The sequence below is a fragment of the Aliivibrio fischeri genome (assembly GCF_009727955.1).
GTDB classification, from domain to species: Bacteria; Pseudomonadota; Gammaproteobacteria; order Enterobacterales; family Vibrionaceae; genus Aliivibrio; species Aliivibrio fischeri_A.
The window spans coordinates 1,066,389-1,079,327 of sequence record NZ_WOBR01000004.1 but is presented as its reverse complement, the minus strand read 5'-3'; the positions used below and the strand labels follow the sequence as shown (position 1 = coordinate 1,079,327).

15 protein-coding genes are annotated in these 12,939 nt (G+C 38.1%); 14 read left to right on the top strand and 1 reads right to left on the bottom strand.

Going from position 1 to position 12,939, the window contains the following annotated elements:
* Positions 1–213 precede the first annotated feature (213 nt).
* The 12 genes from cydA to nadA all read left to right on the top strand — a co-directional run bounded on the left by cydA (position 214) and on the right by nadA (position 10,081).
* A complete protein-coding gene (cydA, locus tag GNP81_RS08260; protein ID WP_038155535.1) occupies positions 214–1,800 on the top strand; it encodes a cytochrome ubiquinol oxidase subunit I in 1,587 nt (528 codons plus the stop codon).
* Positions 1,801–1,817: 17 nt separating this feature from the next.
* A complete protein-coding gene (gene cydB / locus GNP81_RS08255; RefSeq protein ID WP_146865154.1) occupies positions 1,818–2,954 on the top strand; it encodes a cytochrome d ubiquinol oxidase subunit II in 1,137 nt (378 codons plus the stop codon).
* A 12-nt stretch (positions 2,955–2,966) separates the two neighbouring features.
* Positions 2,967–3,074 (top strand): cytochrome bd-I oxidase subunit CydX, encoded by a 108-nt coding sequence (gene cydX, locus GNP81_RS08250; RefSeq protein WP_000270284.1) that lies wholly within the window; start codon positions 2,967–2,969, stop codon positions 3,072–3,074.
* Positions 3,067–3,369 (top strand): cyd operon YbgE family protein, encoded by a 303-nt coding sequence (locus GNP81_RS08245; RefSeq protein ID WP_146865152.1) that lies wholly within the window; start codon positions 3,067–3,069, stop codon positions 3,367–3,369. Before cydX ends, GNP81_RS08245 begins: the two co-directional genes overlap by 8 nt.
* A gap of 177 nt (positions 3,370–3,546) precedes the next feature.
* The gene (gene ybgC / locus GNP81_RS08240) at positions 3,547–3,957 is read left to right on the top strand and encodes a tol-pal system-associated acyl-CoA thioesterase (protein WP_005418612.1); all 411 of its coding nucleotides are present in this window, start codon (positions 3,547–3,549) and stop codon (positions 3,955–3,957) included.
* Positions 3,947–4,633 (top strand): protein TolQ, encoded by a 687-nt coding sequence (gene tolQ / locus GNP81_RS08235; RefSeq protein WP_005418613.1) that lies wholly within the window; start codon positions 3,947–3,949, stop codon positions 4,631–4,633. The genes ybgC and tolQ overlap by 11 nt, the downstream gene beginning before the upstream one ends.
* A complete protein-coding gene (gene tolR, locus GNP81_RS08230; protein WP_005418618.1) occupies positions 4,633–5,079 on the top strand; it encodes a protein TolR in 447 nt (148 codons plus the stop codon). The genes tolQ and tolR overlap by 1 nt, the downstream gene beginning before the upstream one ends.
* Positions 5,080–5,095: 16 nt before the next feature.
* Positions 5,096–6,136: a cell envelope integrity protein TolA gene (tolA, locus tag GNP81_RS08225; RefSeq protein WP_155673439.1), complete on the top strand. Its 1,041-nt coding sequence runs from the start codon at positions 5,096–5,098 to the stop codon at positions 6,134–6,136.
* A 10-nt stretch (positions 6,137–6,146) separates the two neighbouring features.
* Positions 6,147–7,499 carry a Tol-Pal system beta propeller repeat protein TolB gene (gene tolB / locus GNP81_RS08220; protein ID WP_005418621.1) on the top strand — a complete coding sequence of 451 codons (1,353 nt, stop codon included), beginning with the start codon at positions 6,147–6,149 and terminating at the stop codon, positions 7,497–7,499.
* A gap of 35 nt (positions 7,500–7,534) precedes the next feature.
* On the top strand, positions 7,535–8,101 hold the full coding sequence (pal, locus tag GNP81_RS08215) for a peptidoglycan-associated lipoprotein Pal (protein ID WP_005418623.1): 567 nt from the start codon (positions 7,535–7,537) through the stop codon (positions 8,099–8,101).
* Positions 8,102–8,126: 25 nt separating this feature from the next.
* Positions 8,127–8,900: a tol-pal system protein YbgF gene (ybgF, locus tag GNP81_RS08210; protein WP_005418625.1), complete on the top strand. Its 774-nt coding sequence runs from the start codon at positions 8,127–8,129 to the stop codon at positions 8,898–8,900.
* Between the two features lie 131 nt (positions 8,901–9,031).
* Positions 9,032–10,081 carry a quinolinate synthase NadA gene (nadA, locus tag GNP81_RS08205; RefSeq protein WP_155658829.1) on the top strand — a complete coding sequence of 350 codons (1,050 nt, stop codon included), beginning with the start codon at positions 9,032–9,034 and terminating at the stop codon, positions 10,079–10,081.
* A gap of 51 nt (positions 10,082–10,132) precedes the next feature.
* On the opposite strand, the gene GNP81_RS08200 is transcribed toward nadA, so the two are convergent.
* Positions 10,133–10,585, bottom strand: coding sequence for a hypothetical protein (locus GNP81_RS08200; RefSeq protein ID WP_155658828.1), 453 nt, complete (start codon positions 10,583–10,585; stop codon positions 10,133–10,135).
* 216 nt (positions 10,586–10,801) lie between these two features.
* Between GNP81_RS08200 and GNP81_RS08195 the strand changes: the two genes are divergently transcribed.
* A complete protein-coding gene (locus tag GNP81_RS08195; RefSeq protein WP_155658827.1) occupies positions 10,802–11,581 on the top strand; it encodes a hypothetical protein in 780 nt (259 codons plus the stop codon).
* Positions 11,582–11,880: 299 nt separating this feature from the next.
* Positions 11,881–12,900, top strand: coding sequence for a helix-turn-helix domain-containing protein (locus tag GNP81_RS08190; RefSeq protein WP_155673440.1), 1,020 nt, complete (start codon positions 11,881–11,883; stop codon positions 12,898–12,900).
* Positions 12,901–12,939 lie beyond the last annotated feature (39 nt).

Genomic DNA, 12,939 nt, shown 5'->3' with positions numbered 1-12,939 from the left:
ACCTTTTGAAAGAAATCTTGTTTCCTATTAATATTAGCGGGTTCTATATTAGAGTTAACTTAACATTAAATTAACCTGATTTACACATTTATGTAACGCTTTGTGGTTATTAATACGCTAATGAATATTAAGACTACATAAATAAAGTGTTTACGCTCACTTAAAAGTATGGAAGTACTGTGTCATTCAGCCTGACACAAAGGAGTTCTCATGATCACTGATGTAGTGGAGTTATCGCGTCTGCAATTTGCAATGACAGCGATGTATCACTTCCTATTCGTTCCTCTGACTCTAGGTATGGCCTTTTTATTGGCTATTATGGAGTCTTTATATGTAATGACCGACAAACAAATCTACAAGGACATGACAAAGTTCTGGGGTAAATTGTTCGGTATTAACTTTGCACTAGGTGTAGCAACTGGTTTAACAATGGAATTCCAGTTTGGTACTAACTGGTCTTACTATTCACACTACGTTGGTGATATTTTCGGGGCTCCTCTTGCCATCGAAGCACTAATGGCTTTCTTCTTAGAATCTACTTTTGTTGGTTTATTCTTCTTTGGTTGGGATCGTTTATCTAAACGTCAACACCTTGCAGTAACTTGGTTAGTTGCTTTAGGTTCAAACTTCTCAGCTCTTTGGATTCTAGTAGCTAACGGCTGGATGCAAAACCCAGTAGGTGCAGAATTTAACTTTGAAACAATGCGTATGGAAATGGTGAGCTTCGCTGAAGTTGTACTAAACCCAGTAGCACAAGTTAAATTTGTTCACACTGTAGCATCAGGTTACACATGTGGCGCAATGTTCGTACTAGGTATCAGTTCTTACTACCTACTAAAAGGCCGTGATATTGCATTTGCACGTCGTTCATTCGCAATCGCAGCTTCTTTCGGTATGGCATCAATCCTATCTGTAATGGTTCTTGGTGATGAGTCTGGCTATGAGCTAGGTGAAGTACAACAAGTTAAACTTGCTGCTATCGAAGCTGAATGGCATACAGAAGAAGCGCCTGCTGCGTTTACTGTGATTGGTTTACCAAATCAAGAATCTATGGAAACAGATTACGCAATTAAGATCCCATATGTAATGGGTATTATTGCGACTCGTTCTTTAGATAAGCAAGTGACTGGTTTACGTGATCTTAAAGACCAACATGAACTTCGCATCCGAAACGGTATGGTTGCGTACGGTCTACTTGAGAAATTACGTAATGGTGAGAAAACACCTGAAAACATTGCTGCATTTGATGATGTGAAACATGACTTAGGTTATGGCTTACTTCTTAAGCGTTATACAGATAACGTAGTTGATGCAACAGAAGACCAAATTAAAGCGGCTGCGGATGATTCTATCCCAACTGTATGGCCATTGTTCTTCTCATTCCGAATCATGGTTGCGTGTGGCGTATTAATGCTTGGTATCTTTGCTTTTGCATTCATTCAAACATGTCGTCAAAAAATCGAAGCGAAGCCTTGGTTACTTAAAGCTGCACTATTTGGTATGCCATTACCATGGATTGCGATTGAAGCAGGTTGGTTCGTAGCAGAATATGGTCGTCAACCATGGGCTGTTGGTGAGATCTTACCTGTAAACGTAGCGGCATCAGCACTAACTGCAACTGAAATTCTAATTTCAATGGCTGCAATTATTGGCTTGTACACGATTTTCTTGATTGCTGAAGTTTACCTAATGGTTAAATTTGCTCGTAAAGGTCCAAGTAGCTTGAAAACAGGCCGCTACCACTTTGAGCAAAACGGTCAAGATTCAGAAGCGAAATTAACTCGCCAAGTAGAAGCATAAAAACGGAGATTTGAGCAATGTTTGATTACGAAGTATTGCGATTTGTTTGGTGGGCATTAATCGGTGTATTGCTGATTGGGTTCGCTGTAACAGATGGATTCGATATGGGTGTTGGTGCACTAGTACCTGTTATCGGTAAAACAGATTCAGAACGTCGAGTTATGATTAACTCAATTGCCCCTCACTGGGATGGTAACCAAGTATGGTTAATCACAGCAGGTGGTGCATTATTCGCAGCATGGCCATTAGTATACGCAACGTCATTCTCAGGTTTTTACCTAGCAATGATCGTAACGTTAGCAGCACTATGGTTCCGTCCTGTTGGATTTGATTACCGTTCTAAAATTGAAGATAAGCGCTGGCGTTCAGCGTGGGATGCAGCGATCTTTATTGGTAGCTTCGTTCCACCAGTTATCTTTGGTGTTGCGTTTGGTAACCTTCTACAAGGCGTACCATTCCAACTAGATAACCTAATGATGCCAACATACCATGGTTCATTCTTTGGTTTGTTAAACCCATTTGCACTAGTGTGTGGCTTAGTAAGTTCATTTATGTTCATTACTCAAGGAGCTACATGGCTACAAATGAAAACAACGGGTGAGTTGCACACTCGCGCACGAAATATGGCGATGATCTTTAGTGCTCTTGTGGTTGTTCTGTTTGTGATTGCTGGCTTCTGGGCTCAAAGCATTAACGGTTATGTGATTGTAGGTAGCTTAGATCACTTTGCACCGTCAAACCCATTAAACAAAGAAGTAACTCGTGAAGTAGGTGCTTTGTTCCATAACTTCAACGAATACCCATTACTATGGATTGCTCCAGCATTAGCTGTGATCATGCCTATCGTTACAATTATTGCATCTCGTGCAAATATTGGCGGTCTTGCGTTCTTAAGCTCAAGCTTAACTAACGCAGGTGTTATCTTAACTTCTGGTTTTGCGTTATTCCCATTCGTAATGCCATCAAGCTTGAACCCTAACCATAGCTTAACTATGTGGGATTCAACTTCAAGTGAGTTAACACTTACATTAATGACTTACGTTGCTATCGTAATGGTGCCAATTATTCTTGCTTATACTATCTGGACGTACATCAAAATGTTTGGTCGTCTTGATAATAAATTCATTGAAGAGAACAAAACGTCTCTATACTAAGGAGTATTTACTATGTGGTATTTCGCATGGATTCTAGGTGTTCTACTTGCTTGTGCATTTGGTATCATCAATGCTCTTTGGTTAGAGCACTCAGAAATGATGGATAAAGACAGTGAGTAATCTCGCTGACAAAATTGATAGCGTACAATCTCCAATCAACAATATCGTCATTCGTTTATTGTTGGTTGGTGTCGCAGTGTTCCATATGGCAATGCTTATGTGGGAACCGACAATATACGCTGAGCGAATTGGTGGGTTTAGTGGATTATTAGCCCCTGCATTAATTTACTCAGTGTGTACCGCTTTCATTTTTGTTGTTGGATTTATCCCACAGAAATGGGGATGGAAGCTTCTGTTTAGCCCATATTTTTCAATGTTGATTTTGGCTTATTTTAGTTATTTATATTTCCTATAGTTAACTTGCGTTAAAGTCATCATTTGAAACATAATATTGAGTGGTTTGTTACTTATTTAAGTGACAAACCATTTTTTTTTACGATTTAACCTCAAAATGTAAATATCATATAGTTACCTAGGGTTAAGATCAGTTATAGTTAGCAATTGATTTTTCAATAATAATGAGAAAGGTGAGATGAATACGAATCCATTTAAATGGCCTATAACCATTTATTATGAAGATACCGATGCCGGTGGCGTTGTATATCATTCAAACTACCTTAAGTTTTTTGAGCGTGCACGAACTGAACTATTACGAGATAAAGGGGTCTCCCAACAAGTAATGTTGAATGAATCTATTGGCTTTGTTGTAAAGAGTTTACAGATTGATTTCATTTCAGCTGCTCGTTTAGATGAACAACTTATTGTTGAAACATTAATAACAGAAATTAAAAAAGTATCGCTAACCTTTTGTCAAATATTGGTTAATTCTGACGGTAAAGTATTGTGCAAAGCTACGGTTAAGGTAGCCTGTGTCGATAATTCAGTTATGAAACCAACGGCGATCCCATCGTTTATTTTATCGGAGATATCTTGTGACAGGTGAACTATCAATTCTCGATCTATTTTTACAAGCTAGTTTATTAGTTAAGATCGTGATGCTTATTCTATTAAGCTTGTCTGTAATTTCATGGGCGATGATTTTTAAGCGCTCAAAAGTATTATCTGTAGCTCGTAGCGATGCGGAACGTTTTGAAGATAAATTTTGGTCTGGTATGGATTTATCTCAACTGTTCAATGAAGTGAAAGTTCGTAAAGATCGAATTAGCGGAACAGAGAAAATCTTTTATTCAGGTTTTAATGAATTTGCTCGTTTATCTCGAGTAAATTCTTCTTCATCAGAAGCGGTAATGGACGGAACGGCTCGTGCTATGCGTGTGACGGTTTCTCGTGAAGTAGATAACTTAGAGACGAATCTACCTTTCCTAGCAACAGTTGGCTCTATCACACCTTATATCGGCCTGTTTGGTACGGTATGGGGTATTATGCACGCATTCATTGCTCTGGGTGCAGTAAAACAAGCAACACTTGCTATGGTGGCACCGGGTATCGCAGAAGCACTTGTAGCTACAGCTATGGGTTTATTTGCTGCTATTCCAGCAGTTATCGCTTATAACCGTTTAAGTGTTAAAGTAGGCAAGTTAGAACACAACTATGCTGCATTTATGGATGAGTTCTCAAGTATTCTTCACCGTCAAGCTATGGCGAGTCAGGAGAAGTAATGTCTGGTTATCAACCTAAAAAGCGTAAGTTAACTGCTGAAATCAATGTGGTTCCATACATTGATGTAATGTTAGTGCTATTAATTATCTTTATGGTAACGGCTCCTTTTGTAACTCAAGGTGTTGATGTTGATTTGCCTGAAATGACCAATACGAAATCAGCACAGGCAATGGCAGGGGAAGACCCTAATGCGACATTTATTATCGTTGAAGTAGATAAAGACGGTAATTTAGGTTTAAGCGTTGATAACCAAGAAGTACGTCGTCCGATGTCGATGCAAGAGATGATCACTAACGTAAAAGCAGAATTAAGCATAAAGCCAAATTCTCCTGTTGCCGTTGGTGGTGATGCAAGTACGCCATATGCTGAAATTGTGTTGGTCTTGGACGAATTGAGTCGAGCGGGTGTCAGTAAAGTAGGCTTGCTCACTGATCTCAAGGAATAGAAGTGAATAACCATTGATGAAAGCGGATAATAATTACACATTTGCCATTGGTGTTTCTATCTTGCTTCACTTACTGTTAGTGATAGCACTGATATTTGGTAGCGATTTTTCTTTAGATGACAAAGCTAAGCCAAATACGATTCAAGCAGTTGTGATTGATCCCGGCACTATCGCTAAGCAAGCAAATCAAATTCGACAAGAGCGTGAAAGAGCTGAGCGAGCTGAACAAGATCGTTTGAAGAAATTAAAACAGCAGGCAGAGCGATTAGAAAAAAATCGAAAAGCTGAAGAAGAACGAATTCGTCGATTAAAAGAAAAGCAAGTTCAAGAGAAAAAAGCGGCTCGTCAAGCGGAAGAAGAACGCAAAAAAGCAGTAGCTGAAGCGAAAAAAGAGAAAGAACGTGCAGTAGCTGCAGAGGCTGAGCGTAAGCGAAAAGCAGACGCAGCAGCGAAAGCAGAAGCGGCAAAACAGGCTAAAATTAAAGCTGATAAAGAAAAAGCAGCGAAAGAGGCTGCTAAGAAAGCACAGTTAGAAAAAGAACGAGCAGCTAAAGCTGAAGCAGATCGTAAGGCAAAAGAAAAAGCGGCCAAAGCAGAAGCTGAAAGAAAAGCGAAAGCAGAGGCTGAGCGAGTAGCTAAAGCCAAAGCAGCAGAAAAAGCTCGTAAAGAAAAAGCAGCGAGAGCAGAAGCTGAGCGTAAGCAGAAAGAAGCAGCTTTAAATGATATTTTTTCAGGTTTAGAAGATGAAACAGTTCAGAACTCATCAGCTAAACAGCAGCATATCGATAATGAAGTTAATCGTCATGCGGCAATTTATACTCAAATGATTCAACAAAATTTGTTGGTAGATGAGACGTATGTCGGTAAAAGTTGTCGAGTGAAAATTAAGTTAGCGTCTTCTGGACTGCTTTTATCTGTGACCACATTAGGTGGTGATGCTCAAGTTTGTCGAGCAGCAAAAACAGCAGTAACAAAAGTGAATGTATTTCCTATGCCAAAAGATGCGGATGTTGTTGCTAAGTTAACGAATATAAACCTTACCGTTCAACCAGAATAAGGAAGAGCAAGTGCTTAAACGATGGATATTAACCCTATTTGTGGTTTGTTTAGGTTTTAGTCAGGTCGCAAAAGCCGAGCTAGAACTGGTTATTACAGAAGGTATTGATTCAGCAAGACCAATTGGTATTGTGCCTTTTAAATGGCATGGAGAAGGTAAGTTACCACAAGATATATCTGCGATTATTTCGTCTGATTTACAGCGTAGTGGTAAGTTTAGTCCTATTCCAACGAATAAAATGCCACAAACACCTTACAAAGATTCGGACATTAATTACGAAGCTTGGACAAAAATGGGTGTGGATGCCATTGTTACTGGCGAAGTTAAATTAAACGCACAAGGTAAGTATGAAGTTACATACAAACTTATCGATGTTGTTCGTGGGCAGCTAACTAAAGGTCAATCTAAGGCATTAGATGAATCAGGTAAGTTAGTACTTACTCGAGACCATATTTTAGTTAATAAAGTGGCGTCATTATCGACAAAGCAACTGCGTAAATATGCACACCGTATTTCTGATGTGGTGTATGAGAAATTGACAGGTGAAAGAGGTGCTTTTTTAACTCGTATCGCTTATGTGGTTGTAAATGATAAAGCACAATACCCATACCAGTTAAGAATTGCTGACTATGATGGTTATAATGAACGTTTAGTTCTGAAATCGAAACAACCTATCATGTCACCAGCATGGTCACCTGATGGTAAAAAGCTTGCTTATGTAAGTTTTGAAAATAGAAAGTCACAAATTTTCATTATGAATATTTATACGGGTAAGAGAGAGTTAATTGCTTCTTATCCGCGTCATAATGGAGCTCCGCGCTTCTCACATGATGGTGATAAGTTAGCGATAGTATTATCAAAATCTGGAAGTCTACAAATTTATGTTGTGGATTTGAAGACCAAAAAAATGAGTCAAATTACTCGCGGTAGAGCGAATAATACCGAACCTTTTTGGGCTCCAGATAACAAGTCACTTATATTTACATCAGATCGGGGTGGTAAACCTCAGATATATAGAGTAAATTTAGGGGATGGTTCGACTAAACGTTTAACCTGGCAAGGCAGTCAAAATCTTGGTGGGCAGATTACTCCAGACGGTAAATACATCGTTATGGTAAATCGCTCAGAGACTGGATTTAATCTAGCGAAACAAGATTTAGAAACCGGTGCTGTCCAGGTCTTAACAAAGACACTACTGGATGAGTCACCAAGTATTGCGCCAAATGGTGGCATGGTGATTTACAGTTCAATCTATAGAAAACAAAATGTTCTTTCTATGGTTTCTATAGATGGCCGTTTTAAAGCTCGCTTACCAGCGACTAACGGTCGTGTAAGGGCACCAGCGTGGTCGCCATTTTTATAGCTACTAAAAATATTTAGGAAAATAAGGAAAATACAATGCAACTAAATAAACTTCTTAAGAGCCTTTTAATCGCGTTGCCTGTGGTTGCTCTTTCAGCTTGTAGTTCTAGCGACAGCGCAACTGACAGTACTGCTGGCCAAGAATCAACTAATGCTGCAGAGACTCAAACAACTAACGGTGCAGAAGGTCAAACAGATACAGCTGTTCTATCTTCTATCGAAGCTGATGAAGCAATGAACGAAGCTGAAGTACGTGCTCAAGCTGAGCAAGAACTTCGTAAAGTTCAAACTGTTTACTTCGCATTTGATAACTCAACAATCTCTTCAGAATACGAAGATATGCTTGCAGCTCACGCAGCTTTCCTAAGTGCTGATCCTTCAATCAAAGTAACTGTTGAAGGTCACGCTGATGAGCGCGGTACTCCTGAATACAACATCGCTCTAGGCGAGCGTCGTGCTAAAGCAGTATCTAAGTACCTACAAGCTCTAGGTGTTTCTGCAGACCAGATCTCTATCGTAAGCTACGGTGAAGAGAAGCCACTAGTTCTTGGCCAAACAGCTGAAGACTACGCTAAAAACCGTCGTGCAGTATTAGTATACTAATCGATAGTTTATAAGGCTGACTTATATGAAATACAGTAACCTTAAGCGAATCATTCCGCTTACGTTGCTGGCTAGTGCGGCGACCCTTGTGGTCGCCGCACCTGCTCCAGTCACAGATTTAAATGCCAGTTCCAATTCTACCTCTTCTGCTCCTGCATCATCGGCAAGTATTGAACGCCTAGAACGTTTAATTAAAAGTCGTAATCAAATTCAGCTTCAATTACAACAGCAGTTGGATGGTTTATCTCAAGAGCTTTCAGAGATGCGAGGCACGGTAGAGCGCAATAGCTATGAACTTGATCAGATGCTTGAGCGTCAACGTCAGCTGTATATTGAAATAGACAACATAAGAACAGCTAAACCAACTGTAGAAGCGAAGCCTGAAGCAACAGAAGGTGGATCAACAGAAGGTGCTTATGCTGCTGATACTAATGAAAATGCAGCTTACCAAAATGCAGTGGATTTGATCTTAAAAGAGAAAAACTACGCAGGGGCAACAAAAGCATTTCAAGAATTTGTAACGGCATACCCTGATTCAGTATATAGCTCGAATGCACATTACTGGTTAGGACAGCTGTACTTTGCTCAAAAAAATGATGTAGAAGCAGCCAAGAGTTTTGCTAAAGTCGTTAGTTATGCAGACTCAAATAAACGAGCTGATGCTCTACTGAAGTTAGGCGAAGTAGCTAAACGCAATAATAATAATGCGGCAGCAAAAAAATATTATCAAAAAGTAGTTAATGAATACCCAGATAGTACGACTGCGAAAACTGCAGCATCTAAACTGGAATCACTGTAACTTTGCTGAATTTTTAGTATTTTTAAAACATAAAGGAGCCTAAGGCTCCTTTTTTATTTCCCCTAACTTGCTGACTAAATCATTAGGGGTATAATGCTCAAACTATTTGAAAAAAGTTACTGAGCTGAGCAATGGGCCATATTCTAGATCACATCGATACCGTTTATCCTTTCCCTCCAAAGCCAATCGCATTAAGTGCGGAAGAGAAAGTAGAATACATTTCTAAAATCAAACAATTACTTAAAGATAAAAATGCGGTATTAATTGCCCATTATTATACTGATCCTGAAATTCAAGCATTAGCTGAAGAGACTGGTGGTTTTGTTGGTGATTCACTTGAAATGGCTAAATTTGGTAATCGTCATGAAGCAAAAACATTAGTGATTGCTGGTGTTCGTTTCATGGGAGAATCTGCAAAAATCCTAACGCCTGAAAAAACCATTTTGATGCCGACATTAGAGGCAGAGTGCTCACTAGATTTAGGCTGCCCAGCAGACAAGTTTACTGAGTTTTGTGACGCGCACCCTGATCATACGGTTGTGGTTTACGCTAATACTTCTGCAGCAGTAAAAGCACGAGCTGATTGGGTGGTAACATCAAGCATTGCTTTAGAAATCGTAGAGCACCTAGATGATGAAGATAAAAAAATCATTTGGGGACCAGATCGTCATTTAGGCTCATATATTGCGAATAAAACTGGCGCAGATATGCTTCTATGGCAAGGTGAGTGTATTGTTCATGATGAATTCTCAGCAAAAGCTTTAAAAGATGCTAAAGCACTTCACCCTGATGCTGCAGTGTTAGTTCACCCTGAATCACCTGCAAGTGTTGTTGAGTTAGCGGACGCTGTTGGTTCTACAAGTCAATTAATCAAAGCAGCTAAAGCGCTACCACAACAAAAAATGATTGTTGCAACAGATAAAGGTATTTTCTTTAAAATGCAGCAAATGGTGCCAGAGAAAGAATTACTTGAAGCACCAACAGCCGGTGCTGGCGCAACATGCCGTAGTTGTGCTCACTGTCCTTGGATGGCTATGAATGGCTTAGTTGCTATTGAGAAGTCACTTCGAGAAGGTGGGTCTGAGCATGAGATTTTTGTAGATGAAGAAACACGTTTAAAATCTCTTATTCCATTAAATCGTATGTTAGATTTTGCTGAGCAATTAAACGCAAATAGATAATGCGATAAATGTTTTATATAAAAATGGCGACCACATTGGTCGCCATTTTTTTTATTCTTTATCGCTAAGTGCGAAGTAAATTTTTGATACGATAATTTCTGCTATAAGAATCGTAAATACCACAGCGAAGAAGGCTACGACACCATTTAGAGGGCCTTCAAATGATACTTTATCTCCAAATAGAATATTTATTGCTTCAAGCATAATGAATTTACTACCAACTAAAATCACATAGCTACTTAAACCACGGTATATTTTTGGTGCTGTGCCTGGTTTCGATTTAAAGTAATCTGCAATTCTGTGTTCTGCATTAATTGAAAGTTTCAGTAATAATTGCAATAAAATAGCGGCCGCAAAAGAAACAGTAAATGATTCTATATTTACAAAGTCCCAGTATTCATCAAAAAAGTTTAAGACGGTTAAATCTACAAGTACAGCCAATGTATAGCCGACAAATAAACGTTGTGGAGTATTAAAACCATATTCTTTAGTTGCTGAGTTCATAATGTATTCCTAATTATTTATTAATGTCGTTTTCATTTTCTGTTTATTATATTGCCTAATAATTTACTGTATTAAAAGGCTATCAGAAATGGTTGGCGTTAAATGGTAAATTTATATATTGAATTGCTGACCTAAGTCGTAACTTAATGATTATCCTTCCATCAAATAAAATAAATGTTCTATATTAATAATGTATTTGTTTTTATGGAATTATGTATGAAATATGGATTGTTTCTTTTAGTGTTTTTGAGTGCTTCTGTTTTTGCCAACGAAGAGGAAGAATGGGATTTCTTACTTGTTTTTCCTATGGTGTGGGCTCCTAGTATTGAAGGAAGTGTATCTTCGGGTCAAGATGTGGTTCGTGTCGATGTCCCATTTGAGAACATATGGGATGGGTTAGCGTTTGGTTTAATGGGGGATTTTTATGCTACAAAAGGAAAATGGTTAGTTGGTGCACGAGCAAATTATCTCTATATGAAAGATTCGACGCAAACTAAAGGCCTTAATGGGCCGATTACGGGTTCTGTTATTTCCCCAGGTCACGATATCACAACAAGAATGCACCTTTCTGTAAATGATTTATTTTTTGGTTATGAAGTCTTCCCTAATCTTGAACTACTAACGGGGGTTCGCCATACATACAGCCAAGTTGAATTGGACATTAATGCATTATCAAATGATGGTTTGATTAATGTAAATGGCTCGGCTTTATTAGCGAAAGAACATCTATTTGATTGGCTTGTTGGGATTAAATATAACAAATATTTTGATGATCGTTGGGGGATATCAGTAAGCGCAGATTTCAATGTTGTTGGTGATAATGATGTTAATCATGGTTTTAATATTATGGGGATTTACCGATTTACAGAAGCACATAATTTATGGTTTGGATACCGCTATTTGAATATTGCAAACGAAATGAAGCAAGATGGTATAAATTTAGAAATTGATCTAGTTGAAAAAGGACCACAGCTAGGATACGCGTATCGATTTTAAACTCAGAGCTGAATACTAATCGTAGTAAATAACTGAGTATCCTCGTAGATTACAAGGCTTGAGAGCTCTTATCTATTGCCATAGGTATAATTTATTTTTCTCATGACTGTTAAATTAACCTTTGGCGTGAAATGGTAAGTAATTTTGTTATGTTTTATTAGAGTAATTAATTTTTGATAAGAAGGTTATTATGATTATTTTCTCTAAAATAAAAGACATTAATGAGTTGGGATTGAATACTGATTTAGCAAGCCTGCTTCAGCAATATTTCTTCATCAATGAAGACAGAGCACAACACAATGAGTAGAAGCAATAATATTCAATTAGTGACTAAAGATAGTGTCAAAATCTTCACCACTATATTTAAAGAGTTAGACAGTAAGAGCCATCTTTTGTTAAGAGAGGCAACCATTCCAATTGATATTATTGATGACGATAAAAGGCATTACTTGTACCTTCCAGAGTCTTGTTTAAAGAATTTAATGGAGGTATTAAGTCGTAATGTTGAAAATCATCGACTTGGGGTTTTATTTTGGCGCTTATGTAAAGATACTTATATCCCTAATTTTATTGAAAGATTAACTGTTGGTGGAGATTTAAAGTCAACGTTAGATGAATTTTCTAATCTGTTGATAAGTGATTCAACTAACGCAAAAGTTTATCTACAAGAAAAGGGGGATACTTGGTGGTTGGTTCGTGAAAAATCAGGTATAGATGAACCTTGGTTTAAATTTGCAGAAATGTTTTCTGTGATTTTTATGTGTGAATTACTACGAAACCTGACAAGTCATGAATGGGCACCAAGCCGTATTGGGATTCGTTGCGATAATGATAGTGATTTTCTAGCACTTCCTGCGTTAAAGAGTGTTCAGTTTTTTACTGAAAGACCTGTTACTGCAATCGAAGTTCCAAAAGAATTTATATACAAAAAAGTGAATCTGATTCAAAAACAACGGACTCACAACATTTCAAATAATCCATTGAATATAAAGAATATCTGTTTTGTTGAACAATTTAAAATAGCGATATCTCCATATCTTCCTGTTGGAAAATTACCAATTAAACTGGCCGCTGAGATTTTACGGATGAATGTGAGAACACTTCAGCGAAAACTTAAGAATGAAGGAGCTGTTTACCAAGTATTAATTGAAGAAATGTGTTTTGAACTCATTACACGAGATATTGTAGAAACAACAAAACCGATTACCATCATAGCCACTCAGTATGGTTATTCCGATGCAGGTCATTTCTCACGTGCGTTTAAGCGTATTTATGGCGTATCGCCAACACTGTATCGTAAAAATAACAGTTTAGCTTGAAATCATCTCTAATTTCTATTGTCGTCAAATGGCAATTAA

Coding starts and splice junctions, on each gene's coding strand:
- ybgF (WP_005418625.1), top strand. CDS start 8,127: ATGAAATACAGTAACCTTAAGCGAATCATTCCGCTTACGTTGCTGGCT.
- GNP81_RS08195 (WP_155658827.1), top strand. CDS start 10,802: ATGAAATATGGATTGTTTCTTTTAGTGTTTTTGAGTGCTTCTGTTTTT.
- cydX (WP_000270284.1), top strand. CDS start 2,967: ATGTGGTATTTCGCATGGATTCTAGGTGTTCTACTTGCTTGTGCATTT.
- tolR (WP_005418618.1), top strand. CDS start 4,633: ATGTCTGGTTATCAACCTAAAAAGCGTAAGTTAACTGCTGAAATCAAT.
- GNP81_RS08190 (WP_155673440.1), top strand. CDS start 11,881: ATGAGTAGAAGCAATAATATTCAATTAGTGACTAAAGATAGTGTCAAA.
- GNP81_RS08200 (WP_155658828.1), bottom strand. CDS start 10,585: ATGAACTCAGCAACTAAAGAATATGGTTTTAATACTCCACAACGTTTA.
- nadA (WP_155658829.1), top strand. CDS start 9,032: ATGGGCCATATTCTAGATCACATCGATACCGTTTATCCTTTCCCTCCA.
- ybgC (WP_005418612.1), top strand. CDS start 3,547: ATGAATACGAATCCATTTAAATGGCCTATAACCATTTATTATGAAGAT.
- pal (WP_005418623.1), top strand. CDS start 7,535: ATGCAACTAAATAAACTTCTTAAGAGCCTTTTAATCGCGTTGCCTGTG.
- cydB (WP_146865154.1), top strand. CDS start 1,818: ATGTTTGATTACGAAGTATTGCGATTTGTTTGGTGGGCATTAATCGGT.
- tolA (WP_155673439.1), top strand. CDS start 5,096: ATGAAAGCGGATAATAATTACACATTTGCCATTGGTGTTTCTATCTTG.